The sequence below is a fragment of the Amycolatopsis sp. NPDC101161 genome (assembly GCF_044768185.1).
Lineage (GTDB): Bacteria > Actinomycetota > Actinomycetes > Mycobacteriales > Pseudonocardiaceae > Amycolatopsis.
This window is the reverse complement of record NZ_JBIWPI010000002.1, coordinates 1,665,587-1,692,509: the sequence shown is the minus strand read 5'-3', so window position 1 is coordinate 1,692,509 and position 26,923 is coordinate 1,665,587. Positions and strand designations below refer to the sequence as shown.

Sequence of the window (26,923 nt, the reverse complement as noted above, 5' to 3'; positions counted from 1 at the left end):
CCAGCTTAGGCCGGTCGCCCGTCCGGCACGAGTTTGTGGCGGTAGGCGTAGACGACGGCGTGCACGCGGTCGGGGAGCCCGAGCTTGCTCAGCACGCGCGAAACGTGCGTCTTGACCGTCTCCTCGCCGACGTGCAGCTGCCGCGCGATCTCCGCGTTGCTGCAGGCGTTGGCGATCAGCAGCAGGACTTCGCGTTCGCGGGAGGTCAGCCGGGCCAGCTCGGGGGGCTCGGCGGCCGCGGGTTCGAGCACCGCGGTGAACTTCGCGACCAGCCGCCGCGTCACCGACGGGTCGATCAGCGCGTCCCCGCGCGCGGCCACCCGCATCGCCGCGACCAGCTCCTCGGGCGCCAGGCTCTTCAGCAGGAACCCGCTCGCCCCGGCGCGCAGCGCGCGGTAGACGTACTCGTCGGCGTCGTAGGTCGTGAGCACGAGGACGCGGGTGTCGTTGCCCGGCGTGGCGAGGATGGCTTCGGTCGCGGCGAGGCCGTCGAGGCGGGGCATCCGGACGTCGAGGACCGCGACGTCCGGGCGCAGGCGGGCGGTCTCGGCGACGGCTTCGCGGCCGTCGGAGGCTTCGCCGACGCAGGTGAAGTCGGGCTGGGTGTCGAGCAGCGCGCGCATCCCGGAGCGGAACATCGCGTGGTCGTCGGCCAGCAGGACGCGGATCATGTGCTCTCCACCGGGAAGGTCGTGCGCAGCTGCCACTGGTCGTCGGATTCGCCGTAGGAGACCTGGCCACCGAACAGGGTGACGCGCTGGCGGATGCCTGCCAGGCCGCGGTGGGCGTGCTCTTCCTGCGGGACGCGGCCGGCGCGCAGGCCGTTCGTCACCGTGAGCACGACCTCGGTGCGGCCGTGGTGCAGCTCGACCTCGACCGGGCCTTCGCCGTGGCGCAGCGCGTTGGTCAGGGCTTCCTGGGCGATCCGGTACAGGGCGACGTCGAGCGAGCCGGGGAGGTCGCGGGGCTCGCCGCGCAGGGTCAGCCGGGTCGGCAGGCCGGCCGCGCGGACGGTCTCGACCAGCTCGTCGAGGTTGTCGAGGCCGGGTTGTTCGGCGTTGGGCTGCGCGTGCAGGAGGTCGAGGAGGCGGCGCAGGTCGGCCATCGCCGAGCGGCTCGCGGACTCGACGGCGCCGAGGGACTTGCGGACCGGGCCGTCGCCGTCGGGGAGGCCGAGCCGGGCCGCGCCCGCGTGCACGCCGATGGCGCTGACGTGGTGGGAGATGACGTCGTGGAGGTCGCGCGCGATGGTCGTGCGCTCCTCGAGGACGGCTCGTCTGACGGCTTCTTCTTCGTGCTGGCGGCGTTCGTCGGCCGCGCGTTCGAGGTCGGCGATGTAGGCGCGGCGGGCCGTCGTGTACCGGCCGACCAGCCACGGCAGGAGGCCGCTGACGCTGACGCTGATGGCGGTCAGCCGCCAGTCGGACGCGGTGCGGCCGCCGCCTTCGAGGCACCCGGCGACGACCCCGGCGAGCAACGCGAGGAGCGCGAGGACGGCGGGTTTCGGGCGCAGCCAGGCCCCGGCCCGGTAGCCGGCGATGAGGATGCCGGCGTTGTTCCCGACGACGTAGCCGGAGCAGGTGCAGAGCAGCAGGGGCGCGCCGGCGAAGAGGACGGCGTGCGCGAGGGCGACCCAGCCGGAGTAGCGGGCGGGTCCGGCGAGGGCGGCGTTGACGGCGACCCCGCCGAGCAGGACGGCCCAGGCCCGCCAGCCGGCTTCGGCGAGCGGGGCGCGAAGGCCGAAGAGCGCGGCATCGCAGACGACGCAGACGAGCGCGACCAGCAGCGACTGGCGTCGCAGGGAGCCGCTGATGTCGTGCACAGCTGCCACTTTGCCCTAGTCGCGGGGCGGGATGGGCGGGAACGCCCCGATGCGGCGGGAGGGGGACGCGGCACCGGGGCGGTCCCTGGTCGGCGGGGCTCCCGGCTCAGTTCGTCGGGCGGGCCGAATACTCCCCGCCGCGGCGCTGGCCCGGCTGGCGCTGGCCCGGCTGGAAGCCCTGCCCCAGCGTGGTCGCCGTCGCCGTGGTGCCCTCGACCTTGGCCACCACCGTCACGTTCGTGTCGCCCTGCTTCACGTCGCCCGTCTTCTGCGTCGAGTCGTTGAGCGTGTACGTCTGCTTGTAGCCGTCCTTGCTCGTCAGCGTCACCGAGGTCGCGCTCAGCTCCGTCACGTCGCCCGTCTGCAGCCGCTCCGTCGTGTAGCCGCCGCTGCCGTTCGACACCACGAAGTCGCCGTGCAACGCCTCGCGCAGCGCGGCCATGCCGCCGCCCGGTCCGCCGCCCGGGAAGCCCTGGCCCTGGCCGCCGCGGGGGAACTGGCCGCCGCCGAAGCCGCCCGGGCCGCCCTGCTGGGCCGAGTTGTCCGCGCTGCTGGTGCCCGCCCAGATCGCCGCGCCGCCGCCGGCCGCGATCACCACCGCGATACCGGCCGCGATCGCCGTCTTCTTGCCGGACCAGCCCTTCTTGGGAGCGGCCGGGGCCGGGTCGCCCCAGTTGGCCGGGGCCGGCTCACCCCAGGCCGGGGTGTTCGCGGCGGGGGCCGGCTCGCTCGGCGGCGGGGTGTTCGGCTCGGTCGTCATCGTGTCCTCCGGTCGTGCCCACACTGGTCCAGGCCAGGTTCGCCGCCGTGGCTGTGTTTGAGCTGTGCGCGCCGTCAGCGCGTGCTGTGGCTCCCTTACCCGAACGAAGGACCTTCACAGGAAACGCACAGCGGTGTCACAGTGAGCACTGAAGAGCCGCCGAGAAGATGGCACTATGACCGCTATGAACGCCACGTCACCCGGCCCTGGCAAGGCCGACCTGCGCCGCGCCGACGGGAGCCCGGTGCGGGTTCTCGTCGTCGACGACGAGGCGACGCTGGCCGAGCTCGTGTCGATGGCCCTGCGCATGGAGGGCTGGGAGGTGCGCAGCGCGGGCGACGGCACGGAGGCCGTCCGGATCGCGCGCGACTTCCGGCCCGACGCCGTCGTCCTCGACGTCATGCTCCCCGACTTCAGCGGTCTCGAAGTGCTGCGGCGGATGCGGTCCGAGGCACCGAACCTGCCCGTGCTCTTCCTGACGGCGAAGGACGCGGTCGAAGACCGCATCGCCGGGCTCACCGCGGGCGGCGACGACTACGTCACCAAGCCCTTCAGCCTCGAAGAGGTCGCGCTGCGCCTGCGCGCGCTGCTGCGCCGGGCCGGCGGGGTGACCGGCGCGAGCGGGTCGACGCTCGTCGTCGGCGACCTCACCCTCGACGAGGACAGCCGCGAGGTGCACCGCGGCGGCGACCTCGTGCCGCTCACCGCGACCGAGTTCGAGCTGCTGCGCTACCTCATGCGCAACCCCAAGCGCGTGCTGTCGAAGGCCCAGATCCTGGACCGCGTGTGGAGCTACGACTTCGGCGGCCAGGCCAACATCGTCGAGCTCTACATCTCCTACCTGCGCAAGAAGATCGACGCCGACCGCGAGCCGATGATCCACACCATGCGGGGCGCCGGGTATGTCCTCAAGCCAGCGGGCTGAGCGGCGGCGGTTCCGGGTGCGGCGGCCGTGGTCGCTGCGGCGGCGGCTGATCGTCCAGCTCGCCGCGCTGCTCGCGCTGGTGTGCGTGGTCGTCGGCGTCGTCACGGAGTTCGCGCTGAGCGAGTTCCTGGTGCGCCAGCAGGACGACCGGCTCAAGGCGGCCACCGACCGCGCCGCGCACGGCGGGGAACGCCCACCGTGGCCCTACGGCGAGGCGCCGCCGCCGGACCCGCTGCGCGTGCTCGGCCAAGGCGACGGCACGCTCGCGGTCGTCCAGACCGGCAACCAGGCGCAGGCCGGCGTGCTCGACTTCAGCGCGGGGACGCCGTCGAAGCGCCGTCCGCCGCTGAAGGCGATCCCGACGGCCCAGGTGCTGACCCTGCTGGCGGTGCCGTCCGACGGGAAGCAGCGCAGCATCGACCTCGGCGGCAGCCTCGGCGAATACCGCGTCGTGTCGACGATCTCGCGCAGCGGCGAGAAGACGGTCATCGGCCTGCCGCTGAAGGACGTCAACGAGACGCTCTGGCGGCTGGGCTTCATCCTCGGCGGCGTCGCGCTCGCCGGGATCCTGGTGGCCGGCGCGGTGGGCGCGGCGACGATCCGGCGCACGATGAAGCCGCTCGACCGGCTGGCCGCGACGGCGACGCGCGTCTCCGAACTGCCGCTGGACCGCGGCGAAGTCGCGCTGTCGGAACGGGTTCCCGAGGCGGACACCGATCCAGGCACCGAGGTCGGCAAGGTCGGCTCGGCGCTGAACCGGATGCTGCAGCACGTCGCGAACGCGCTGACCGCGCGGCACGCGAGCGAGAACCGCGTCCGCCAGTTCGTCGCGGACGCGAGCCACGAGCTGCGCACGCCGCTGGCGGCGATCCGCGGGTACGCCGAGCTGACCCGGCGCAGCGGCGAGCAGGTGCCGCCGGATGTGGCGTTCGCGATGAGCCGCGTCGAGTCGGAGTCGCGCCGGATGACGACGCTGGTGGAGGACCTGCTGCTGCTCGCGCGCCTGGACTCCGGGCGCCCGGTGGTGCACGAGTGGGTGGACCTGTGCCGGCTGGTGGCCGACGCGGTCGCGGACGCGCACGTCGCGGGCCCGGACCACAAGTGGCTGATGGACGTCCCGGGCGAGCCGCTCGGCGTCCTCGGCGACGCGGGCCAGCTGCACCAGGTGGTGATCAACGTGCTGGCCAACGCGCGCACGCACACCCCGGCGGGCACGACGGTGACGACCGCGCTGTCCACATCGGACGGAGTGGTCCGGCTGCACGTGGCCGACGACGGCCCGGGTATCCCACCGGACGTCCTCCCGGACGTCTTCGAGCGCTTCGCCCGCGGAGACAACTCGCGGTCCAGGGCGGCGGGGAGCACGGGCCTCGGGCTGGCGATCGTGGCGGCGGTGGTCGGCGTGCACGGCGGCCGCGTCGGAGTGCAGAGCCGGCCGGGGCGGACGGAGTTCGAGATCACGTTCCCGGAGGCGCCGGCGCCGTCGTGATCACCCGATCGGAGCCGATGCACAGCTGACGCACAGCTTCGGCACAAGTTCACCACATGCGGCGCCGACACGGTGGGCCTCATGACGACCACGCTGTCGGCGCCCGCACACGCCCAGCCCGCTCCCGAAGCCGTCCGGAAACCGCGGTGGGTCAAGCCTTCCGTGGCCGCGCTGCTGGTCGGGACCGGCCTGCTCTACCTGTGGGATCTGGCGAAGACCGGCTGGGCCAACGACTTCTACGCCATGGCCGCCCAGGCCGGCACGTGGAGCTGGAAGGCCCTGTTCTTCGGCTCGCTCGACCCGGGCAACGTCGTCACCGTGGACAAACCGCCGTTCTCGCTGTGGGTCATGGGGTTGTCCGGCCGGATCTTCGGCTTCTCCAGCTGGAGCCTGCTCGTGCCGAACGCGCTCGCCGGGGTCGCGTCCGTCGGGCTGCTCTACCTCGCCGTGCGCCGGCTTTCCGGGCCCGCCGCCGGCCTGCTCGCTGGCGCCGCGCTCGCGCTGACGCCGGTCGCCGCGCTCATGTTCCGCTACGACAACCCCGACGCCTTCCTCGTGCTGCTGCTCGTCGCCGGCGCCTACTGCGTCGTGCGCGCGCTCGAACGCGGGAGCACGATGTGGCTGGTGCTCGCCGGGGTCGCGATCGGGTTCGGCTTCCTCGACAAGATGCTGCAGGCGTTCCTCGTCCTGCCCGCGTTCGTGCTGGCGTACGCCGTCGCGGCGCCGACGTCGCTCGGGCGCCGGATCGGTCAGCTCTTCGCCGCGGCCGGGGCCGTGGTCGTCTCCGCGGGCTGGTGGATCGCGGCCGTCGCGCTGTGGCCGGTCGCCGACCGGCCGTACATCAGCGGTTCGACCGACAACACCGTGCTGGAACTGGCTTTCGGCTACAACGGCCTCGGCCGGATCTTCGGTGAGGGCCGTGGTGGCGGCGGGACGTCCACCCCACCGAGCGGCGCCGGCGGCCGCGGCTTCGGTGGCTTCGGCGGCGAAACCGGCCTGACGCGGTTGTTCAGCGGCGAGTTCGGTGGGGAAGCCTCGTGGCTGCTGCCCGCCGCCGTCATCGGCCTGGTCGCCGGCCTGTGGTTCACGCGCCGCGCGCCGCGCACCGACCGGACCCGCGCCGCGCTGCTGCTGTGGGGCGGCTGGCTGGTCGTCACCGCGCTCGTCTTCAGCTACATGAGCGGCATCATCCACCCGTACTACACGGTCGCGCTGGCCCCCGGGATCGCCGGCACGCTGGGCATCTCCGCGCGTGAGCTTTGGCGCGGCCGGGCGAACTTCGCGGCCCGCGCGGTGCTCGCCGTCATGCTCGCGGTCTCGGCGGTGTGGGGGTTCGTGCTGCTCGCGCGGACGCCGGACTGGCAGCCGTGGATCCGCTACGCGCTGCTCGTGCTCGGCGCGGCCGCCGTCCTGGCGCTGCTCTTCGGCGCCGACCGCGTCCGGCGGCTGAGCCCCGCCGTGGCCGCGGTGGGCCTGGTCGGCGCGCTGCTCGGGACGGCGTCCTTCACCGTCGCCACCGCGGCGACCGCGCACTCCGGTGGGACACCGTCGTCCGGCCCGTCCGTCGCGAGTGGACGCGGGTTCGGCCGCGGCTTCGGCGAGGGGCAGACCGACACCGCGGTGATCGACCTGCTGAAGGGCACGACGACGAAGTGGGCCGCGGCGCAGAGCGGCGCGATGCAGTCGGCCGGCCTGGCGCTCGCGAGCGGCCGCCCGGTGCTCGCGATCGGCGGCTTCAGCGGCAGCGACCCGGCGCCGACGCTGGCGCGGTTCCAGCAGTACGTCGCCGCCGGCGACATCCACTACTACGTCGCCGGGGGACGCGGTGGCTTCGGCGGCGGCCGCGGGACCTCGGGCGAGATCGAGACCTGGGTCGAGCAGAACTTCGCGCCGATGACCGTCGGCGGCACGACGATTTACGACCTAACGAAATCGGTCAATTGATCGAAATTCGGCCGATTGTTTCAGGCGTGTTAACAGTCGAGGAATCATTCGCGGCCCCGGACCCGGTGCGCTATCGACGGGGGCGAACACCTGTTCGAACACGGTCTCGCTGACCGGTGCATTGCGAACGATTGTTCGGCTCTCGCGAGTAGCCCTCGGTGATGATCACGGGGCGGCGTAACGACGAGGGACTACGGCCCGTGCAACTGCACGGGCCCGCGGCCGCGATCTTGGCCGGGCGGCCGACAGAAACACGGCGGTACTCGATCTTCGAAGTTGTCGATGTTGCTGGTTGACACGGTTGATGGTCACTCGTTCGGATGCACTGCCGAGGCGTTGTGGGGATCTTGTGCTACTCGCTAGGCTCTCCGCCGGGAGAGGGACAAGGGGTGGCTGACCCAGCGCGCTGAGTGCTGGGTTTTGGGGGTGCTCCCGGTCCTGTTCTCTCGCCATGACCCGATCAGGTGCGGCTGGAAGAGAGCAGTGATGACCGTGCGCGGTGGCGCCGCTCGGCCCGACCCCCCTCCTCGTCGTCACCGGTCGTAGTTCCGAGCACCGCAATTCCCCCATTGGTACGGCACCACTCCACTTCCCCCGCAACCTGGAGTTCGTTGTGATTTCCCGTTCCCGCCCCCGTCTGCTGACGGTGCTCTTGACCCTGCTGACCCTCGCCGGCGTCACCGCCCTTTCCGGGTGCAGCGACAGCGACGCTTCCGGCACCGGCGGCAAGATCACCCTCGGGTTCAGCGCCTGGCCGGGCTGGTTCCCCTGGCAGGTGGCGCAGGAACAGGGACTGTTCGCGAAGAACGGCGTGAACGTCGACCTGAAGTACTTCGACAACTACACCGACAGCATCAACGCGCTGTCCAGCGGGGCGATCGACGCGAACAGCCAGACCCTCAACGACACGCTCTCCTCGGCGTCGGGCGGCGCCAAGCTGTCGATCGTGCTGGTGAACGACAACTCCACCGGCAACGACAAGATCATCGCGCGGGAGGGCATCAACGCCATCGCCGACCTGAAGGGCAAGAAGGTCGCGGTCGAGCAGGGCACGGTCGACCACTACCTGCTGCTGCTCGCGCTGCAGGAGGCGAAGCTGACCGAAAAGGACATCGAGCTGGTCAACCTGCCGACCGACGCCGCCGCGGCCGCGTTCGTCGCCGGCCAGGTCGACGCGGTGGGCGCGTTCGCGCCGTTCACCTCGAAGGCCCTCGAGCGCAAGGGCAGCCGCGCGATCTCGACGTCGGCGGAGTTCCCCGGCGCCATCCCGGACCACCTCGTCACGTCGCAGAAGCTGGTCAAGGAGCGCCCGAAGGACGTCCAGGCGCTGGTCAACACCTGGTTCGAGACGCTGACCTGGATCAAGAACAACAAGGACGCGGCCATCAAGATCATGGCCAAGCGCGGCGGTGTGTCCGACGCGGACTACAAGTCCTACGACGCCGGCACCACGATCTTCACGCGCCAGCAGAACATCGACGCGTTCACCCCGGGCGTCACCGCGCAGCACCTCGACTTCCAGGCGAACAAGATCGTCGACTTCATCGTGAACACCGGGCTCGCGCAGCAGCGGCCGTCGCTGGACGGGCTGTTCGACGACCAGTTCGTGAAGGCCGCACCGCAGTGACCGGTCCGACCCAGCGCACCACCCCGGCGGTCACGGCCGACGAGCGGGCCGCCGAGGCGCTGGAGGCCGAGCAGCGCCTGGCCGAGGAGCAGGAGTCCGGCCGGGGCCGCCCGGCCTGGGCCCCGCTGCCGCGCCGGGCCGCGCCCAAGGCCGCGTCACCGCTCTTTTCGTTGCGCACGCCCCTTTCCGCGGGGGCGCGCTGGACGCTGGCGGTGCTGTCGTTCGCGATCCCGTTCCTCGCGTGGGTCGTGCTGAGCGTCAGCGGGGCCGTCGACTCGACGTTCCTGCCGTCGCCGGCCGCGGTGGTCAAGGCCGGCGTCGACATGGCGAGCACCGGTGAGCTCTTCGGCGACCTGTGGGCGACGACCCAGCGGGTGCTCGAAGGTTTCGGTCTCGCCGTGCTCGTCTCGGTGCCGCTCGGCATCCTGATGGGCACCTTCGCCGCCGGGCAGGCGTTCTTCGAGCCGCTGATCGGCCTGCTGCGCTACCTGCCGGCGAGCGCGTTCATCCCGCTGCTGATCATCTGGCTCGGCCTCGGCGAGCCGTCGAAGATCGCCATCCTCTTCATCGGGACGGTCTTCTTCAACACGCTGATGACCGCCGACGTCGTCCGCGGCGTGCCGGGCGCGCTCATCGACGTCTCCTACACCCTCGGCGCGCGCCGGGGCGAGGTGCTGCGCAAGGTCGTCGTGCCGCACTCGCTGCCGGGCATGATCGACGCGATCCGCGTCAACGCAGCCGCGGCGTGGAACTTCGTGGTCGTCGCCGAGCTGATCAACTCCTCGGCCGGTCTCGGGTACCGGATCGTCCGCGCGCAGCGGTTCCTGCAGACGGACAAGATCTTCGCCGTGCTCGTGGTCATCGGGATCGCCGGGCTGGTCATCGACGTCCTGCTGCGCCTGCTGCGCACGCGGGTCGGGAAGTGGGCGGCATGACGCTGGAACTGCGGAACGTCGCGAAGGACTACACCGTGCGCGGCAAGGTGACGCGCGCGCTCGACGGCGTCGACCTCGAAGTGCTGCGCGGCGAGTTCGTCTGCGTCGTCGGCGCGAGCGGCTCGGGCAAGTCGACGCTGCTTTCGCTGGTGGCCGGGCTCAGCAAGCCGACCGAGGGCGAGATCGTGCTCGACGGTGTCCCGGTGACCGGCCCCGGCCCGGACCGCGGGCTCGTCTTCCAGGCGGGCGCGCTCTACCCGTGGCGCAACGTCGAGAAGAACGTCGCGTTCGGACTCGAGCTGCTGCCGGTCGACGCGGCCGAGCGCGCCAAGCGCGTCGACTGGTACCTCGCCGAGACGGGCCTGCACGCCGTGCGCAAGTCGCTGCCGAAACAGCTTTCGGGCGGCCAGAAGCAGCGCGTCGCGATCGCGCGGGCGCTCGCCTGCGAACCGGACGTGCTGCTGCTGGACGAACCCTTCGGCGCCTTGGACGTCCAGACCAAAGAGGACATGCAGGTGCTCATCCGCCAGGTGTGGGCCGACACCGGCACCACGGTGCTGATGGTCACCCACGACGTCGAGGAAGCGGTGTTCCTGGGCGGCCGGGTGGTGGTGCTCGCCTCCGACCCCGGCCGGATCGCCGCCGACGTCGAGGTGACGCTGCCCGCGGAGCGGGACCTGGCGGTGAAGCGCGAACCGCGGTTCCTCGCGCTGCGCGCCCGGATCGAGGACCTGGTCCGGGAGCAGCACCGCGGGCACGTGAGCCGGGTGGCCGCGGTCGAGTGAGAACGGAAGACGGGAAGGTGGCGGGATGAGGCACGGCGGGGCGACCGCGGAACGGGCCGGCGGCGGGGGAATCCTGGCCCGGCTCGGCATTCGCGGCAAGCTGAACCTGCTGCTCCTGCCCCCGCTGGCCGCGGTGGTGCTGGTGTCGGTGCCGTTCGTGCTGACCCAGGCGAACAGCGCGGTGGCCGCGACGCAGTCGGCGACGGTGGCGCGGCACACCCAGCAGCTCGGCGGACTGGTCTGGCAGCTGCAGCGCGAACGGCTGCTCACCGGCGCCTTCGTCGCGACGCCGTCGATGCCCGCCGACCAGATGCTCCAGCAGCAGAAGGCGGTGGACGCGGCGGTCGAGAACGTCCGGTCGTCGCTGGGTGCCGACGCGCCCGACGAGCTTTCCGCGGCCCTGACCCGGATCGGGTCGCTGAACGAGCTGCGGCACAACGCGCAGCTGCGCGGCGTCGCGCTCGACAGCGTCGCCCGCACCTACCACGCGGTGATCGGGGCGGTGATCGACTCGCTGCGGCTCGTCCCGCAGCTGACCAGCGACGCCGAGGGCACCCGCGAGCTGACCGCGCTGGAGGCGCTGCTGCGCGCGAACGAGGAGAACTCGTTGCGCGGCATGGCGTTGATCGTGACGGCGGTGTCGCCCGACGCCGGCCGGTCCATCCTGGACGACGCGACCCAGCAGGCGCCGATCTTCACCGAGCGGTTCGTCCAGCAGGCCGACGACGAAGAGGACCGCGGCCAGTCCGCGCTCGTCGTCAACGTCGAGGAGAGCGAAGCCGGCCGCCGGATCGACGACCTCGCCGCCCAGATCGGCAACCCGCGGGACCCGGCGGCCACCACCCGGTACGTCACCGACGTCCTCACCGCGTCGGAAAGCCAGGCGAGCCAGCGGAAACTGGTGCAGGAGCGGGTCACCGGCGAAATCGCCGACGCGGCGACCGGGCGAGCCGACGCCGGCACCCGGCTGGCCTGGACGGTCGGTGTCGGCGCCGGGCTGCTGTTCCTGCTGGTCGCCTTCCTCGCCGTCGCGGTGTCGCGGTCGATCGCCCGGCCGCTGCGGCGGCTGACCAGCGCGGCGACGTCGGTCGCCGACCTCGCCGGCACCGAGCTCGTCCGCGTGACCGACACCGAGGAGGCCGAGGAGCAGGTCCCGCGGCTGGCCACCATCGACGTCGTCTCGAGCGACGAGCTGGGCAAGCTCGCCGCGGCGTTCAACCGGGTCCAGACCACCGCGGCCGAGCTGGTCGAACGGCAGGCGCTGACCCGGCGCAACACCAGCCTGATGTTCGCGAACGTCGCCAAGCGCACGCAGAACCTCGTCGGCCGCCAGCTCGCGCTGATCGACGAGGTCGAGCGCAACGAGCAGGACACCCGGCTGCTGGCCAGCCTCTACCGGCTCGACCACCTCTCCACCCGCTTGCGCCGCAACGCCGACAACCTGCTCGTGGTATCCGGCACCCGCGACGAAGCCCGGATCGCCGGCCCGATCGAGCTGTCCACGGCCCTGCGTTCCGCGCTCGCCGAGATCGAGGACTACCAGCGCGTCAAGCTCGGGGTGGTCGCGGAGATCCTGCTGTCGTCGGCCCTCGGCGCCGACCTGGTGCTCGTGTTCGCCGAGCTGCTGGAGAACGCGACGTCGTTCTCGCCGCCGGGGTCGGTGGTCGAGGTCGACACGATGATCCTCGCCGACGGCTCCTGCCTGGTGAACATCGTCGACCACGGCATCGGCATGACCGCCGAGAAGCTGGCCGAGGAGAACCAGCGGCTCGTCGAGCGCGAACGCCTGGAGCTGGCGCCGACCAGCGTGCTCGGCCTGTTCGTCGTCGGCCGCCTCGCGCGGCGCTACGACCTGGGCGTCGAACTGCTCGCGACGCCGACCACCGGCGGTGTGACCGCGCGGCTGACGATCCCGCCGTCGCTGTTCAGCCACCGTTCCGGGCTGCGGCCGCCGAGGGAGACGCCGTCGATCCCGGCGCAGGCTCCCGCGCCGGTCCACGCGCGGCCCGCGGAGGCCGTCGCGGTGTCCACGGTCGCGGTGTCCACTTCGGACGATCTGCGGCCGGTCGAGCCGTTGCCGGCGCCGGCGATCCCGGCGCTGCTCGACATCCCGCGCGCCAACGGCTTCCGCTGGTTCAACCAGCTCGAACCGGTGTGGCCGGACACCGAACCCGCCGAGCCGCCCGCGGCCGAACCGGACACCGAGTCCCGCGGTGGCCTGCGCCGGCGCGTCCGCGGCGCGCAGCTGCCCAGCCCGGGCACGACCGCGCCGGTGGCCGGGGAGAAACCGCGCCACGACCCGGACGCGACCCGGGCCGCCATGGACGGGTTCGAGAGCGCCTTCGCGAAGGCCGCCGAGGTCAGCGCGATGGAGCACGACCCGCCGTCCGCGCCGCCGACCGTCGTGACGGCGCCCGTGCCCGCGCCGGGCGACGGCGCGTCCCTGCCGGTGCGCGTGCCCGGCGACTCGGCGATGCCCGCGTCGCACCACCTCACGACCCCGCCGGCCGGCGTCCCGGCCGCGCCGCAGTCCCGGGACGGCCTGGTCCGCCGCGTCCCGGGTGCCCAGCTCGCCCCCGGACTGCGCCAGCAGCCCGCGGGCAGGCCGATCGCCCGCGCCGTCGTGAACCGCACCAGGCGGGACCCGGCGGCCGAGCGAGCGGCGTTCGACGCGTTCGCCGCCGGCCTCGCCAAGGCGGACGTGGTGACGGCAGACAGCCCGCCGCGAGGCGTGGTCGCCGGTCGTGTGACGGAACGAGCAGAAGAGAGCAGGAAATGAGCATCCCCGCAGCTGGCGTCAGTGTCGAAGCCCAGAACTTCAACTGGCTGGTGAGCCGCTTCGCGCAGCACACGGCGGGCGCGATCGCCGCCATCGCGGTTTCGGCCGACGGCTTGCTGATCGCGATGTCGTCGGAGCTCGAGCGGTCCAACGCCGACCGCCTCGCCGCGATCTCCTCCGCCATGCTCGGCCTCGCCCACGGCGTCTCCGAAAGCCACCCGCTCGGCTCGCCGGACAAGGTGATCATCGAGCTGGAGCACGGGTACCTGCTGGTCTGCACCATCAGCATCGGCTGCTCGCTCGGCGTGCTGGCCAACAAGCAGGCGAGCCTCGGCACGATCGCCTACGAGATGGCGATGTTCGCCAACCGCGCCACCGAGGTCCTCACGCCGGGGCTCATCGAGGAGCTGAAGAACACCGTGGGTTCGTGATGACCGAAGAACCTTCGCTGCTTCGGCCGTACCTGATGACCTCGGGACGGGCCCAGCCGGTCGACCAGAGCCTGGAGATCGAGGCGCAGGTCATGACGTCCCGCCTGGGCGCGGCGTCGCACCCGAAGCTCACGTTCGAACGGCAGGAAATCGTTTCCCTCTGCCGCACCACCATGTCGGTCGCCGAGGTGGCGGCCATGCTCGGCCTCCACATCGGCGTCGCCCGCGTGCTGGTGGCCGACCTCGCCGAGCTGGGCTACGTCGTCGTCCGGCGGCCGGCGAACCACACGTCGCAAGACCTCGGCATGATCGAAAGGGTCATTCGTGGACTCGAAGCCATTCACTGAGGCGGCGCCCCGCCCACCGGCCCCGGTCAAGATCGTCATCGCGGGCGGCTTCGGCGTCGGCAAGACGACGGCGGTCGGCGCCATTTCGGAGATCAAGCCGCTGACGACGGAAGCGGCGATCACGTCGGTGGCGGCGAACGTCGACCGCACGGGCCACGTCCCGGCCAAGACCACGACGACGGTCGCGCTGGACTTCGGCTGCATCACGATCGACGACGAGGTGAAGCTGTACCTGTTCGGCACGCCGGGCCAGGACCGCTTCGGCTTCATGTGGCAGGACCTGGTCCACGGCGCCTTGGGGGCCCTGGTGATCGTGGACACCCGCCGCATGGACGACTGCTACCCGGCGGTCGACTACTTCGAGAACGCGGGCCTGCCGTTCGTGGTGGCGGTGAACATGTTCGACGGATCCCTGGGCCACAACCTGGACGACGTGCGGTGGGCGCTGGCGGTGAGCGAGGACGTCCCGCTGATCACGTTCGACGCGCGGCAGAAGCTTTCGGTGCGGGACGCCCTGCTGGCGGTCCTGCACAACACGTTCAAGAAGGCCCGTGCCCAGGCGGGCGCGGGAGCCTGATCCGGGCCCGCTACACTTGGCGACGGACCCCGCGCGGCGTCCACCCTGTGAACCTCCCCAGGGCCGGAAGGCAGCAAGGATAAGCAGGCTCTGACGGGTGCGCGGGGTCCCCTTCTTTTCGGGCTCCGGCTCTCGGGGCTTCGCCCCTTCGCCGGGCCCTTCATTCCGTCCTTTCACCCGGGGGCCGAGCCCCCGGACCCCCACGGTGCCTCCCTCGCGGGTCTGCGGGTCTGCCGCGGCCATCCTCGCGGGTTGTCGGTCTGCCGGCCGCCTAGAACAGGCCCAGCACGTCTTCCGGCGGCTGCGGCGACGGTGGCCGGTCCTCGTCCGTGATCGGGGCCGCTCTTCCCGCCAGCTTGCGCAGCTCCGCGCCCTCCACGCACCTCGTCGGGAACGCCGCCGACGCCGTCCGGCGGGCCAGCTCCGCCGTCGGCAGCGGCGCGGCCGATGCCGCGAACACCAAGTTGCCGAACCGGCGGCCCTTCAGCACCGCCGGGTCCGCCAGCAGCAGGACCTCCGGGAACACCTCGCGCAGCGTCGCCAGGAACCGGCGCGCGAACGGCAACCCCGAGCCGTCCGTGATGTTCGCCAGGTAGATCCCCGGCGGGCGCAGGATCGTCGCGATCGCGCTCGTCGCCTCGACCGTCGCCAGACCGCCCGCCAGCGTCGCGCGCTCGAACGCGTCCACCACCGCCAGGTCCGCCGTGTCCTCGCGGCGGGTCGCCAGGCCGGCCCGGCCGTCCGTGACGCGCACGCGCAGGCCCGGCACCCGCAGCCCGAGCTGGGCGCGGACCAGCTCCACCAGCTCGCCGTCCGCGTCGAACACCAGCTGCCGCGAACCCGGGCGCGTCGCCGCCACGTACCGCGGCAGCGTGCAGGCCGCGCCGCCGATGTGCAGCGCGTCCAGGGGGCCCAGCGGCAGGTGGTCCACGACGTCGCCGAACCGCCGGACGTAGTCGAACTCCAGGTGGGCCGGGTCGTCGAGGTCGACGTACGACTGGGCGACGCCGTCCACCGACACCAGCCAGGCGTTGCCGCGGTCGGCGTCGCGCAGCAGCTCCGCCGTCCCGAACCGGACCGGGTACCGCCCGGGCACCGGACCGGGTTTTCGAGAACGGCTCACGAAGTCGGAGCGTATCGGAAACATTCCGCCCGGCCTGGCGATAAGTGAGCGGAACGATCATCGATCGAGGGGGATTTCCTTGCGTGCAAACGCAGTAATCGTCGCCGCGGCGCTCGCCGCCGGTGTCTTCGCGACGCCGGCGGCCGCGGATGCGCTGCCCGACCGGGCCCAGGCCGTGGGGTACCTGGAAACCGGCGGGCCCGGCGTCGCCAGAGCCGCCGAGGCGGCCTTGCTCGGCAGCCCGGCCGACCTGCAGACCTTCCTGGCCACCGGCCGCCAGCGGGCCCAGGACGACGACGACCGGGTCCGGGTGACCCAGACGCTGTCGACCGGCGGCCCGGCCACCAAGCGCGCCGCCCAGCAGGCGCTCGACGGCACCATCGAGGACGTTCGTGCCTTCCTGGCCACCGGCCTGGCCCAGACGCGCATCGCCGACGACCGCATCGCCGTCGGCCAGGCCATGAGCACCGGCGGCCCGGTCGTGAACGCCCGCGCCCAGAAGGCGCTCGACGGCACGCCGGCCGACGTCCGGGCGTTCCTCGAGACCGGCCTGCAGCAGGCACGTGACACCGACGACCGCATCACGACAAACCAGGCGCTCGCCGCCGGCGGTCCGGAGGTCCAGGCCGCCGCGCAGACCGCGCTCGATGGCACCCCGGCCGACGTCCGGTACTTCCTCTCCGTCTGGCGGCAGGTCGCCGCGAACGGGGACGCCGAGCTCGCCGCGGTCCAGGGCCAGCTCGACGGCGCCAAGGCCGGCGCGGCCGCCCACCACCCGCTCATCGTGCGGCTCGCCGAGGAGCGGGCCCGGAAGCTCGCTTCGGACGCGCGTCAGGCGAACACCGACCGGCTCGCCGCCCAGCGGTCCGCGGCCCAGCACGACGCCCAGGTCGCGGCGGGCGTGGCCGCCGACGCCGCCCAGCAGGCGAGTGACGCCGCCGCCCGTGCGGCGCAGGCCAAGGCCGACAACGACAAGCTGCTCACCGACGCGGCCGACCCGGCGCTGACCGTGCCGAACGGCCGTCGCGCGGCGGTCTACCTGCTGCGCAACGGCGGCGCCGCCGTCAAGAACGCCGCCCGCACCGCGCTGAGCGGCACGGACGACGACGTCGTCACCTTCGTGCGCAGTGGGCTCGCCGCCGCGCAGGAGTCCGACGACCGCGCCGCCGTCGCGGCGATCGCGGCCGACCCCACGGCCCGCCCCGGGCTGCGGCAGGCCGCCCGCGACGCGCTCGCCGGGCCGTACGCCGGCGTCGCCGCGCTGCTGCGCACGCGGGACTACCCGGGTCGCGACACCGACGACCGCGTCGAGGTCAACCAGATCATGGCGGCCGGCGGGCCCGCGACGAAGTCGGCGGCGCAGCAGGCGCTGGACGGCACCGTCGCCGACGTCCGGGCGTTCCTGGCCACCGGTCAGTACATCGCGCGGACGCACGACCTGCGGATCCGGGTGGCGCAGACGCTGTCGGAGGGCCCGGAGGTCACCGCGGTCGCGCAGGGCGTCCTGGACGGCCCGGAGTCGTACCTGCAGCCGTACCTCGACGGCGAACTGGGCAAGGCGCGGGCGCGTGACGCCTTCACCGCCGGGCACGTCGCCAAGGTGAACGCGCTCTTGGCCCAGCTGCCCTGACCGCACGGCGAAGGTTGTCGGTGGTGCCCGGTACCCTCGCGACGTGGCTCTCGCGCTGTACCGCAAGTACCGTCCGGCAACCTTCGCCGAGGTCGTCGGGCAGGAGCATGTGACCGAACCCCTCCGCACGGCGCTGTCCGCCGGGCGGATCAACCACGCCTACCTCTTCTCGGGTCCACGCGGCTGCGGGAAGACGTCGAGCGCGCGCATCATGGCGCGCTCGCTGAACTGCGTGAAGGGGCCGACGCCGGACCCGTGCGGCGAGTGCAACTCGTGCAAGGCGCTCGCGCCGGAGGGCTCGGGCAGCGTCGACGTCACGGAGCTGGACGCGGCGAGCCACGGTGGTGTCGACGACGCCCGCGAGCTGCGGGACAAGGCGTTCTACGCGCCGGCCGAGTCGCGGTACCGGGTGTTCATCATCGACGAGGCGCACATGGTCACCACGCAGGGCTTCAACGCCCTGCTGAAGATCGTGGAAGAGCCGCCCGAGCACGTCATCTTCATCTTCGCGACGACCGAGCCGGACAAGGTGCTGACCACCATCCGCTCGCGCACGCACCACTACCCGTTCCGGCTGATCCCGCCGAGCTCGATGCGCGCGCTGCTGGAGCGCAACATCGCCGCGGAGGGCGTCGAGGTCGAGCCGTCGGTGTACCCGCTGGTCATCCGCGCGGGCGGCGGCTCGGCGCGGGACACGCAGTCGGTGCTGGACCAGCTGCTGGCGGGCGCGGGCCCGGACGGCGTTTCGTACTCGCGCGCGGTGGCGCTGCTGGGCGTCACGGACGTCGCGCTGATCGACGACATGGTCGACGCGTTGTCGACGGAGGACGCCGCGACGGTGTTCTCGACGGTGGAGAAGCTCGCGGAGGCGGGGCACGACCCGCGCCGGTTCGCGACGGACTTGCTCGATCGCCTGCGCGACCTGGTGCTGCTGCGCGCGGTGCCGGACTCCGCGGGCGGGCTGGTGTCCGCGCCGGAGGAAGAGCTGACCCGGATGGTGGCGCAGGCCGAACGCATCGGCCTGGCGACGCTGTCCCGGTACGCGGACATCGTCCACAATGGACTTCTGGAGATGCGCGGTGCGACTTCGCCGCGGCTGGTCCTCGAGCTGTTGTGCGCGCGGATGCTGCTGCCGTCGGTGACGGAGGCGGAGAACGCGCTCCTGGCGAGGCTCGAGCGGCTGGAGCGCCGGGCGACGCTGGCCGGCGGCGGTGGCGCGTCGGCGGAGGGTGGCGTGGAGCCCCCGCTGCGAGCGGCGCCGGAGAAGGAGTTTTCCCGCCCGTCGCAGCGCGCGGGTTCGGCCGGCCCGGCGCCGGTGGCGGCTCCGGAACCGGCCGCACGGCCGGCACCCGCACCAGCCGCGGGGACCGGTGCCTCGGCTCCGGCGGCCGGGCCTGGCACCGCGCCGGGGCAGTCTGCCGACGGCGGCTGGGGAACCCCGCGCACCCCGGCCGAGGGCACGTCGGCCGCGCAGGGAACTCCGCGCACCCCAGCCGGCGGCACGTCGGCCCCGCAGCCCGCTGCGGCGGCTCCGGCGACCCAGCCTGCCGATGGCGGTTGGGGAACTCCGCGTACCCCGGGCGGCGGCACCCCGGCCGCGCAGCCCGCTGCGGCGCCCCCCGCGACCCAGCCCGCCGGTGGTGGTTGGGAAACTCCGCGTACCCCGGGCGGCGGCACCGAGGCCCCAGCGGGGCAGGCCGCCGCGACCCAGTCCGCCGATGGTGGTTGGGGATCCCCGCGCACTCCCGGCGGCGGCACGCCCGCCCCGGCGGCGGAACCGCCCGCCGCGGCCGAACCCGACGCCCCCGCGGCGTCCGGTGGGTTCGATGCCGCCGCGATCCGGAACGTCTGGCCGCAGCTCATGGCCGCCCTGCGCAAGTTCACCGGCGGGCGGAGCCTCGAGGCGATGCTCACCCAGGCCACGGTCGCGAGTGTCGACGGGAACGCCGTCACCCTCACCCACAAGTCCGAACCGCTGGCCCGCCGGCTGTCCGACCAGGACAACGCGCAGAAGATCGCCGGCGCGCTGACCGACGTCCTGGGCGGCGACTGGCGGGTCCGCTGCGTCCACGGCAACGCCCCGGCCGCGCCCGCCGCCCGGGCGCAGCAGGCCGCGCCCGCGCCGGAACGGTCGTTCACCCGGCAGTCGACGGCCGCCGCCGCCGCGGCGCCCGCCCCGGCGCCGGAACGGCCCGCGCCCGCCCCGGTCGCCGCCGCGCCGGCGCGGCCGAAGGTGACCACCGCCGAGCCGGACATCCCGCTGCCCCCGGAACCCGCCGACGAGGACGACGAAGACCTCTACAACGAGGACGCCAGCCCGGCCCCGCCGCCGCCCCCACCGCCGCCGGACCAGGACCCGGACGAGGTCGCCCGCAAGCTCCTCGCCGACCACCTCGGCGCCCGCCCCCTGGACTGACGCTCACGCCGCCCAGGGACCGATGCCCGTCACCCGGTCCGCGGTGATGCGCACGATCACCGCGGTCGGCGAGCCCTGGTTGCCCAGCAGGTACTTCGGGACGCCGAGGTACCGCTGAGCCTGCCGGTCCATCAAGGCCGTGAACTCGTCGGCGATGTCCGGGCCGACGATCCGGGCCGTCCCCCGGACCAGCAGGTATTGAGGCAGCCCGCGCGCGTCGTGCCCCTCGTGGTCCTCGATGAGCACGGTCACCCGCGGGTCGCGGCGGATGTTGCGCACCTTGGGGCGCCGCCCCTCCATGCCCATCACGATCTCGTCGCCCTCCCGGCTGGCCCAGACCATCGAGGTCTGCGGCGAGCCGTCCGGGTTGATCGTCGTCAGCACGGCGTTGAACGGCCGCTCGAACAGGCGGTGGCAGCTTTCGGGGAGTTCCATGCTCCCGAGCCTAGGAACCCGAAAGGTACTGCTGGGTACCTTGGTTCCCATGGGTGACTTCTCCCGCGACGTCTTCCTCGCCGACTGCCCGGCCCGGCTGGCGATCGAGATCATCGCCGACAAGTGGGCGGTCGTCGTCGTGTTCGCGCTGAGCCGCGGGCCGCGGCGGCACGGCGAGCTCGTCGACCTCATCGGCGGCATCTCGCGGAAGGTCCTCACCCAGACGTTGCGCAAGCTCCAGGGCTACGGCCTCGTCGACCGCCGCGCGTACGCCGAGGCGCCGCCCCGCGTCGAGTACCGCCTGACCGAGCTCGGGGCAGACCCTCGTCGAGCCCATCGGCGTCCTGACGAAGTGGGCCACGGTCAACGGCGACGCCGTCGTCGCGGCTCAGGCCGCCAGGTAGGCCTCGATCGCCGCCGCGATGGCGGACGCGTACTGCTGGCGTCCCTCCGGGCTCGTCATCCGGGCCGCTTCCGCCGCGTTGCGCATGTTGCCGCACTCCACCAGCACCGCCGGGCGCGTCGACAGGTTCAGCCCGCCCAGGTCCGTCCGCGCCGACAGGCCGTTGCCGCCGATGTAGTTCGACGTGCTGAAGCCGCCCGTGCGCAGCGTGTCCCGGACCACCTGCGCCAGCCTCGTCGACGGCTCGCCCTGCGCCGCGTTCAACGGCGGCGACGAGTACGCCACGTGGAAGCCGTTCGCGCCCGCCGCGGTCGAGCCGTCCGCGTGGATCGAGACGACCGCGTCGGCGTTCGCCTCGTTGCCGATCGCCGCCCGGCGGTCGACGCAGGGGCCGACGCCGCTGTCGTCCTGTCGCGTGTAGACAACGCGGATCCCCTTGGCCGCCAACGCTTTTCCGACGCGCTGCGCGACGTCCCAGGTGAACGCGTGCTCGGGGTAGCCGGCGTTGGTCGCGGTGCCCGTGGTGTTGCACGGCTTGGTCTGCCCGCGGCCCGCGGGCACCTGCCGGTTGATCTCGGCCGGGTGCGCGGCGTTCCCGCCGTTGTGCCCGGGATCCAGCACGACGACCTTCCCGGACGCGACCGGCGGCGCGGCGACCGACGAAGACGGCGGCGCGACCGGAGCCGATGAACCCGGCGGAGTGGAAGTCACGGTCGTGGGCGTGACCGTCCTGGTCGTCAAAGTGGCAGGCGCCGGCGCCGCCGGGACGTCGCCGGAGCACCCGGTGAGCAGCAGGGCACCGGCCAGCAGGAGGGGGACAATCGCGCGTCGCACGGCGACCACGGTGCCACAGCCCGGCACCCCGCGTGGCGCGACTACCCTGGTGGATGACACAGGCGTGCAGAGAGGATCGAGCGAACCATGGCGCAACCCGGCGGCGGCTTCGACATTTCCCAGCTCATGCAGCAGGCGCAGCAGATGCAGCAGAAGCTCGTCGAGGCCCAGGAAGAGCTCGCCAACACCGAGGTCACCGGCAGCGCCGGCGGCGGGCTGGTCACCGCGACCGTCTCCGGTGACAGCCAGCTGAAGAGCCTCAAGATCGACCCGAAGGTCGTCGACCCGGACGACGTCGAGACGCTGTCCGACCTGATCGTCGCGGCGGTCCGCGACGCGTCGGCGAGCGCGCAGAAGCTCACCGAGCAGAAGCTCGGCCCGCTGGCCGGCGGCCTCGGCGGCGGTGGCGGCATGCCGGACCTCGGCAGCCTCGGCTTCGGCGGCTGACGAACTTGTACGAAGGTGTCGTCCAGGACCTGATCGACGAGCTCGGGCGGCTGCCCGGGGTCGGGCCGAAGAGCGCCCAGCGGATCGCGTTCCACCTGCTGGCCACCGACCCGGCCGACATCGCGCGGCTGCAGGACGTGCTCGGCAAGGTCAAGGAGGGCGTGCAGTTCTGCGAGGTGTGCGGCAACGTCTCCGAGCAGCAGAAGTGCCGCATCTGCCGCGACGAGCGCCGCGACCTCACGATCATCTGCGTGGTCGAGGAGCCGAAGGACGTCCTGGCGGTCGAGCGGACGCGCGAGTTCAAGGGCCGCTACCACGTCCTGGGCGGTGCGCTCGACCCGTTGTCCGGCATCGGGCCGGAGCAGCTGCGGATGCGCGAGCTGCTCAAGCGCATCGGCGAGGCGGACATCAAGGAGATCATCATCGCCACCGACCCCAACACGGAGGGCGAGGCGACGGCGACGTACTTGGTGCGCATGCTGCGGGACTTCCCGGGCTTGAGCGTGACGCGGCTGGCGTCGGGGTTGCCGATGGGCGGCGACCTGGAGTTCGCGGACGAGCTGACCCTGGGTCGCGCGCTTTCGGGCCGCCGTGCCCTTTGACGGGCGGCCGGTTCCGCGGATCCGGACGTTCGTGCTCATCGGGCGGGGCCGGAAGGGGCGGTACGTGGACATCGCCGACTGCGCCGAGCTGCCCGGGTCCGCGAAGTCCGGCCTCGTGGAAGGCTCGATCGAGCTGCCGTTCGGAGTGCCCGCCGTCATCGGCCGGACCACGCTCGACACCGAGGTCGTGATGATGTGGTCCGACATCGCCAGCCTCGTGGCCCGGTACCGCGAGGCGGGCAAGGCCACGACGAGCCTGCCCGACCAGCCCGGCGAACTCCGGCTCGAGGCGATCCCCGGCGGCCTGGCGCGGCTCACCGTGGCGTACAGCGAAGACGTGAGCCTGACCAATGTCGCCGGCGAGGAGGACCTGCTCTCCGCCCTCGCGTTGGGCGGGGTCGCGTTCTTCGAGAAGCTCGGCGAGCTCACAGGCCGCTTCCACGACCGGGAAATCGACCAGCTCACCGGTCGAAGCGGCGCAGGTCGTACAGGTCCATCAACCTGATCACCTTGTTCGCGTACTCCGGGTCGGTGGCGTACTTCCGCGCCACCGCCCGGATGAACGCGTCCGGGTCCGACCGCACCGGCAACGCCGCCGCGTAGTTCGACGATGTCGTCAACAGCCGTCCGTAATCGCGGAACGAGTCGGAAACCGACGCGTACGAGCGGAAAAACGCGTCCACCGGGTGGCACGGCGACGGAATGCACTCAGTCGTCGGGTAGCGGGCGCACCGCAGCGCGATCGGCCCCGGGCTCGTCGGCGTCACGCACTTGAAGCCGAAGTAGTTCAGCTCCGCCGTCGACAGCTTGCTGCGGCCCCAGTTCGACTCCAGGATCGACTGCGCCACCGTCACCGATGCCGGGATGTCGTACGCCGCGTGGATCGCCCGCGCGATCGGGCCCGCCTCGCCGACGTACGCCTCCTGGAAGCCCGAGGAAAGCGCGTCGTCGCGCACCGCCGCCTGGTCGATGGGCGGCGGGACCACCGCCAGCAGCGCCGCCAGTCCGATGTGGATCATGGCGACACTCTGCCCGGCTCACCCCCGGAAAAACCGGGGGTCACCCCAAAGAGACCTCAGCAGTAGCCGAGCTGCGCCAGCGTGTCGACGATGATCTCGGACGGGTGGTACTTGTCCATCCAGGACTCACCGCGCCGGTTCTGGTACGTGTCGAGGAAGTTCTGCAGCTTGTCGCCGCGCATTTCCGTCAGCACGACCGTCTCGCCGAGGTGCTGCGGCGTCTCCGTGCGCTCGCGGTGCACCGCGCACGGCAGGCCGAGGTAGTAGCACTCCGCCGAAAGACCACCCGAGTCGGTGACGACGTACTCGGCGCGCGCCACCAGCGGGAGGAACTTCAGGTAGCGCATCTTCGGCTGGACGATGAACTGGTCGTCGAAGATGTTCCCGATGCCCAGCGAGCGGATCTTCTCGCGCTCCGGCGCGCCGGCCATGTACAGGATCGGCATCTTGCGGCTCTGCTCGCGCAGGATCTCCAGCGCCTCGCGGTACTTGTCCGGGCGCGAGACCAGCTCGAAGCGGTGCAGCGTGGCGAGGCCGAACTTCTCCGGCAGGTTCGGCACGTCCAGCGGTTGGTTGATCGCCAGGCGCATCGCGTCGATCGCCGTGTTCGCCTCGGTGTCCACGACCACGCCGCGGGCGTTGCGGAGGTTGTTGACCTCGCGGATGCTCGGCGCGAAGTGGATGTCGACGATCTTCGCCGCGATCTTGCGGTTGAGCTCCTCGGGCAGCGGCGACAGGATGCTGCCCGACCGCGCGCCCGCCTCGACGTGGCCGACGCGGGACTTGAGGATCCGCTTGCCGATCAGCGAGCCGTACGGCGTGGTGAACGTGTCGCCGTGCACCAGCACGAGCGGGGGACGGCCGTCCTCGGTGAGCGCGGCGCGCAGCTCGTGGCGGCGGCTCCAGGCGGTGCGCATGACCTGCGCGGCCCAGCCCGGCACCTGCGCCGGCGACTCGAGGTTGTGGGCCTTCTCCTCCGGCACCAGCCAGACGTCGGGCGCCGGCATGTCCAGGTCCGCGAGGACGTCCGCGACCTCGTCGACGTGCTGCGCGGTGAACCAGATCTTCGGCCGCATCCCGCGCTCGCGGATCCCGTGGTAGACGGGCGCGATCTTGATCAGTTCCGCGGTGGTGCCGAGAATGAAGGAAATCACCGGAGGTGCCCATTTCTGGTCGGGTGCGGTGGCGTAAGGATACTGGCCGACCTCCCGCGGGGGCCGCCGGGTAGCCTCGGCCCGGTGAGTGCGAACCCGCTCCTCCCCTCGCTCAGCGTCGTGATCCCGGTCTACAACGAGCAGGACTGGATCGAACGCAGTGTCGGCGCGCTGCTCGCCTCGGCCGAGACGGCCAACTGGCCGATCGAGGTCGTGGTCGTCGACGACGGCAGCACCGACGCCACGCCGTCGCGGCTCGACGAGCTGCGCGAACGCCACGGCATCACCGTCGTCAGCCAGGCCAACGCGGGCCGGTTCGAGGCCCGGCGGGCGGGCCTCGCCAAGGCCGGCGGGGAGCAGATCCTGCTGCTCGACAGCCGGGTCGTGGTGGACGACGGCGCGCTGACCTTCCTGCGCGACCAGCTCGTCGACCACCCGGAGCGCACGGTGTGGAACGGGCACGTGAACGTCGCCTCCGAAAACAACCCGTACGCCGGTTTCATGGCCGGGCTGGTGAAGATTCCCTGGCGCCGCTACTGCGCCGACCCGCGCCTGATGTCCTTCGGCATCGAGGAGTTCGACCTCTTCCCGAAGGGCACCGGATTCTTTTCCGCGCCGCGCGGTGTTCTCGAAGCCGCTTCGGACGCTTTCGTTTCGCTGTTCGACGACGTGCGCTTCGCCAGTGACGACACCGGTGTCCTGCGCTGGATCGCCGAGCGCCACCGCATCCACCTCGCCCCGGGCTTCTCCGCGACCTACCACGGGCGCGACAGCTTCAAGAAGTTCGCCGCGCAGGCCTACTTCCGCGGGACGACCTTCGTGGACTCCTACCTCGGCTCGCCGGGCCCGGCCCGCAACGGCCTGTTCGCCGCGTTCGGCGTCGGCGTGCTGGGCCTCGGCCTGGCGCTGCGGAAGCCGAAGACGGCCGTGGTGCTCGCGGCCGCCGGTTCGGCCGCGGCCGGTGCCGCCGTGACGCGCTTCGGCGCGACGAACGCGGAGGCCAAGGCCGTCGCGAAGCTGGCGCCGGTGTTCGGCGCCGGCTTCGGTGCCGGTGCCGTCCGCGGCCTCGTCATGGCGGTGCGCGCCCGCCGGCGGCGACGATGAGCTCGCCGGTGACCCACGAGTCCGACGAGGCCGACGGGCGCAGCCTGGCGAAGGAAACCGGGCGCTCGGCCGGGAAGATCGGCGTCTCGCTGCTCGTCGCGATCGCGCTCGGCTACGTGCTGACGCTGCTCGCCACCCGCTGGCTCGGGCCGGAGAACAGCAAGGTCTACCTCTCGTTCTGGGGCATCCTGATGGGCCTCGGCAGCGCGCTGTCGCCGCTGGAGCAGGAGCTGTCCCGCCAGTCCGCGGTGGCCGCGCTCGACGGCGGCAAGGCCGGCAAGCCCGCGCTGCGCGCCCTGACCGTCGGCGCCGTGACCGTGGCCGTCGTCGCCGGGCTGACGATGGCGGTGCCGGTGCTGTCGGACCGGCTCTACGCCGGCAACACCGCGCTCGGCGTCATCGTGCTCTGCGGCGCGATCTCGTTCGCCTGCCAGTTCGCCGCCCGCGGCCTGCTGGTCGGGCAGCAGCGGATCAAGCCGTACTCCTGGCTGGTCGTGGCCGAGGCCGCGGTCCGCGTGCTCGTGCTGTTCGGGATCGCCGCCGCCGGGCTGACCGGTGTGACGTCGTACGCGATCGCGGCCGCGGCGGGCTCGTTCGCCTGGCTGCTGTTCGTCAAGCCGGTCTCCGGGCTGGTCGACCCGCACGCCGACGGCGAGGGCTGGGGCCCGGTGACCGGCCGGATCCTGGTCCTGCTGACCGGCGCCGCGCTGACCGCGAGCGTCATCACCGGTTACCCGGCGATGGTGAGCCTGCTCGCGCCCGGCGGGTCCGAACGCGCTGTCGGCGTCCTCTTCGCGACGCTCACCGTGTCCCGGGTGCCGCTGCTGCTGCTCTCCCCGCTGCAGGCGCTCGCCGTGCCGACGGTCGTCCGGCTTTCGGGCACCGAGGACGGGCAGCACCGGCTGCGGAAGCTCCTCGCGGTCGGCGCGCTCGGCACGATCGTCGTCGGCGTGGTCGGCGCGCTGGTCGGCTGGCTGATCGGGCCGTGGCTGGTCTCCCTGCTCTACGGCTCGGGCTTCGTCGCCCAGGGCTGGTGGGTGGCGTGGATGGTGTGGGGTGCGGTGCTGCTCACCGCGCTGCAGCTGATGACGGCCGTGCTGGTGGCCCGCAAGGAAGCCAACAAGGTGCTGGTCACCTGGGCCGTGGTCGCGGTCGCCACCGCCGCGACGCTGCTGCTCGTGCCGGGTGACCCGATCCTCAAGGCGGTCGCCGGGCTGGCCGGGGGGCCGACGCTGGGTCTCGTGGTCGTGTTGATGTTCGTCTTGCGGCGCCCGGGCAACGTGCGGCCCGCTCCGGACGTCCCAGTAGGGTGACCCCGGCCGGACCCGGGACAGG

At 72.5% G+C, this 26,923-nt stretch carries 25 protein-coding genes, 1 other RNA gene and 1 pseudogene; 19 read left to right on the top strand and 8 right to left on the bottom strand.

Annotated features, from left to right (window positions below; translation table 11 throughout):
• Positions 1-5 precede the first annotated feature (5 nt).
• The 3 genes from ACIRSS_RS19345 to ACIRSS_RS19335 form a co-directional block, all read right to left on the bottom strand.
• The gene (locus ACIRSS_RS19345; protein ID WP_400896556.1) at positions 6-671 is read right to left on the bottom strand and encodes a response regulator; all 666 of its coding nucleotides are present in this window, start codon (positions 669-671) and stop codon (positions 6-8) included.
• Positions 668-1,822, bottom strand: coding sequence for a sensor histidine kinase (locus ACIRSS_RS19340; protein WP_400896554.1), 1,155 nt, complete (start codon positions 1,820-1,822; stop codon positions 668-670). Before ACIRSS_RS19340 ends, ACIRSS_RS19345 begins: the two co-directional genes overlap by 4 nt.
• A gap of 106 nt (positions 1,823-1,928) precedes the next feature.
• Complete coding sequence (locus ACIRSS_RS19335; protein ID WP_400896552.1) at positions 1,929-2,582, bottom strand: hypothetical protein; 654 nt, start codon at positions 2,580-2,582, stop codon at positions 1,929-1,931.
• Positions 2,583-2,757: 175 nt separating this feature from the next.
• On the opposite strand from ACIRSS_RS19335, the gene ACIRSS_RS19330 reads away from it, so the two are divergent.
• The 11 genes from ACIRSS_RS19330 to ffs all read left to right on the top strand — a co-directional run bounded on the left by ACIRSS_RS19330 (position 2,758) and on the right by ffs (position 14,537).
• Positions 2,758-3,507 (top strand): response regulator transcription factor, encoded by a 750-nt coding sequence (locus ACIRSS_RS19330; protein WP_033261680.1) that lies wholly within the window; start codon positions 2,758-2,760, stop codon positions 3,505-3,507.
• A complete protein-coding gene (locus ACIRSS_RS19325; RefSeq protein ID WP_400896549.1) occupies positions 3,485-4,996 on the top strand; it encodes a sensor histidine kinase in 1,512 nt (503 codons plus the stop codon). The genes ACIRSS_RS19330 and ACIRSS_RS19325 overlap by 23 nt, the downstream gene beginning before the upstream one ends.
• A gap of 81 nt (positions 4,997-5,077) precedes the next feature.
• Positions 5,078-6,940 (top strand): glycosyltransferase family 39 protein, encoded by a 1,863-nt coding sequence (locus ACIRSS_RS19320; protein ID WP_400896547.1) that lies wholly within the window; start codon positions 5,078-5,080, stop codon positions 6,938-6,940.
• 658 nt (positions 6,941-7,598) lie between these two features.
• Positions 7,599-8,567, top strand: a complete 969-nt coding sequence (locus tag ACIRSS_RS19315) for an ABC transporter substrate-binding protein (protein ID WP_400897564.1) — start codon at positions 7,599-7,601, stop codon at positions 8,565-8,567.
• Positions 8,564-9,502: an ABC transporter permease gene (locus ACIRSS_RS19310; RefSeq protein WP_400896545.1), complete on the top strand. Its 939-nt coding sequence runs from the start codon at positions 8,564-8,566 to the stop codon at positions 9,500-9,502. The genes ACIRSS_RS19315 and ACIRSS_RS19310 overlap by 4 nt, the downstream gene beginning before the upstream one ends.
• On the top strand, positions 9,499-10,287 hold the full coding sequence (locus ACIRSS_RS19305) for an ABC transporter ATP-binding protein (RefSeq protein WP_400896543.1): 789 nt from the start codon (positions 9,499-9,501) through the stop codon (positions 10,285-10,287). The genes ACIRSS_RS19310 and ACIRSS_RS19305 overlap by 4 nt, the downstream gene beginning before the upstream one ends.
• A gap of 25 nt (positions 10,288-10,312) precedes the next feature.
• The gene (locus ACIRSS_RS19300; RefSeq protein ID WP_400896541.1) at positions 10,313-13,066 is read left to right on the top strand and encodes a nitrate- and nitrite sensing domain-containing protein; all 2,754 of its coding nucleotides are present in this window, start codon (positions 10,313-10,315) and stop codon (positions 13,064-13,066) included.
• Positions 13,063-13,497 (top strand): roadblock/LC7 domain-containing protein, encoded by a 435-nt coding sequence (locus ACIRSS_RS19295; RefSeq protein WP_361087652.1) that lies wholly within the window; start codon positions 13,063-13,065, stop codon positions 13,495-13,497. The genes ACIRSS_RS19300 and ACIRSS_RS19295 overlap by 4 nt, the downstream gene beginning before the upstream one ends.
• The gene (locus ACIRSS_RS19290) at positions 13,497-13,844 is read left to right on the top strand and encodes a DUF742 domain-containing protein (RefSeq protein WP_364447434.1); all 348 of its coding nucleotides are present in this window, start codon (positions 13,497-13,499) and stop codon (positions 13,842-13,844) included. The genes ACIRSS_RS19295 and ACIRSS_RS19290 overlap by 1 nt, the downstream gene beginning before the upstream one ends.
• The gene (locus ACIRSS_RS19285; RefSeq protein ID WP_400896539.1) at positions 13,822-14,421 is read left to right on the top strand and encodes a GTP-binding protein; all 600 of its coding nucleotides are present in this window, start codon (positions 13,822-13,824) and stop codon (positions 14,419-14,421) included. Before ACIRSS_RS19290 ends, ACIRSS_RS19285 begins: the two co-directional genes overlap by 23 nt.
• 21 nt (positions 14,422-14,442) lie before the next feature.
• Positions 14,443-14,537: signal recognition particle sRNA small type (gene ffs / locus ACIRSS_RS19280), an RNA gene on the top strand.
• Positions 14,538-14,692: 155 nt separating this feature from the next.
• Here the strand turns inward: ffs and ACIRSS_RS19275 are convergent.
• Entirely contained in the window at positions 14,693-15,568 is an 876-nt protein-coding gene (locus ACIRSS_RS19275) for a spermidine synthase (protein ID WP_400896537.1), read from the bottom strand.
• A 55-nt stretch (positions 15,569-15,623) separates the two neighbouring features.
• Here ACIRSS_RS19275 and ACIRSS_RS19270 point away from each other — a divergent pair, with 55 nt between their 5' ends.
• Entirely contained in the window at positions 15,624-17,174 is a 1,551-nt protein-coding gene (locus ACIRSS_RS19270; RefSeq protein ID WP_400896535.1) for an ALF repeat-containing protein, read from the top strand.
• A gap of 43 nt (positions 17,175-17,217) precedes the next feature.
• Positions 17,218-19,590, top strand: a complete 2,373-nt coding sequence (locus tag ACIRSS_RS19265; protein ID WP_400896533.1) for a DNA polymerase III subunit gamma and tau — start codon at positions 17,218-17,220, stop codon at positions 19,588-19,590.
• 3 nt (positions 19,591-19,593) lie between these two features.
• Here ACIRSS_RS19265 and ACIRSS_RS19260 read toward each other — a convergent pair whose 3' ends face one another.
• Entirely contained in the window at positions 19,594-20,025 is a 432-nt protein-coding gene (locus ACIRSS_RS19260; RefSeq protein ID WP_400896531.1) for a TIGR03618 family F420-dependent PPOX class oxidoreductase, read from the bottom strand.
• 49 nt (positions 20,026-20,074) lie between these two features.
• Here ACIRSS_RS19260 and ACIRSS_RS19255 point away from each other — a divergent pair.
• Positions 20,075-20,429 (top strand): annotated as a pseudogene (locus tag ACIRSS_RS19255) (winged helix-turn-helix transcriptional regulator).
• Here ACIRSS_RS19255 and ACIRSS_RS19250 read toward each other — a convergent pair.
• On the bottom strand, positions 20,414-21,271 hold the full coding sequence (locus ACIRSS_RS19250) for an N-acetylmuramoyl-L-alanine amidase (protein WP_400896529.1): 858 nt from the start codon (positions 21,269-21,271) through the stop codon (positions 20,414-20,416). The pseudogene ACIRSS_RS19255 and the gene ACIRSS_RS19250 sit on opposite strands and share 16 nt — an antisense overlap.
• Positions 21,272-21,349: 78 nt before the next feature.
• On the opposite strand from ACIRSS_RS19250, the gene ACIRSS_RS19245 reads away from it, so the two are divergent.
• The 3 genes from ACIRSS_RS19245 to ACIRSS_RS19235 all read left to right on the top strand — a co-directional run bounded on the left by ACIRSS_RS19245 (position 21,350) and on the right by ACIRSS_RS19235 (position 22,816).
• Entirely contained in the window at positions 21,350-21,709 is a 360-nt protein-coding gene (locus ACIRSS_RS19245; protein ID WP_400896527.1) for a YbaB/EbfC family nucleoid-associated protein, read from the top strand.
• A 5-nt stretch (positions 21,710-21,714) separates the two neighbouring features.
• A complete protein-coding gene (gene recR, locus ACIRSS_RS19240) occupies positions 21,715-22,311 on the top strand; it encodes a recombination mediator RecR (RefSeq protein WP_400896525.1) in 597 nt (198 codons plus the stop codon).
• A gap of 64 nt (positions 22,312-22,375) precedes the next feature.
• The gene (locus tag ACIRSS_RS19235; protein ID WP_400896523.1) at positions 22,376-22,816 is read left to right on the top strand and encodes a hypothetical protein; all 441 of its coding nucleotides are present in this window, start codon (positions 22,376-22,378) and stop codon (positions 22,814-22,816) included.
• On the opposite strand, the gene ACIRSS_RS19230 is transcribed toward ACIRSS_RS19235, so the two are convergent.
• Both ACIRSS_RS19230 and ACIRSS_RS19225 read right to left on the bottom strand, forming a co-directional pair.
• Entirely contained in the window at positions 22,773-23,330 is a 558-nt protein-coding gene (locus ACIRSS_RS19230; RefSeq protein WP_400896521.1) for a glucosaminidase domain-containing protein, read from the bottom strand. The genes ACIRSS_RS19235 and ACIRSS_RS19230 overlap by 44 nt on opposite strands.
• A 56-nt stretch (positions 23,331-23,386) precedes the next feature.
• Entirely contained in the window at positions 23,387-24,484 is a 1,098-nt protein-coding gene (locus ACIRSS_RS19225) for a UDP-N-acetylglucosamine 2-epimerase (protein ID WP_400896519.1), read from the bottom strand.
• An 84-nt stretch (positions 24,485-24,568) separates the two neighbouring features.
• On the opposite strand from ACIRSS_RS19225, the gene ACIRSS_RS19220 reads away from it, so the two are divergent.
• Complete coding sequence (locus ACIRSS_RS19220) at positions 24,569-25,588, top strand: glycosyltransferase family 2 protein (RefSeq protein ID WP_400896517.1); 1,020 nt, start codon at positions 24,569-24,571, stop codon at positions 25,586-25,588.
• Positions 25,589-25,596: 8 nt separating this feature from the next.
• Positions 25,597-26,901: a hypothetical protein gene (locus ACIRSS_RS19215; protein WP_400896515.1), complete on the top strand. Its 1,305-nt coding sequence runs from the start codon at positions 25,597-25,599 to the stop codon at positions 26,899-26,901.
• Positions 26,902-26,923: the final 22 nt, after the last annotated feature.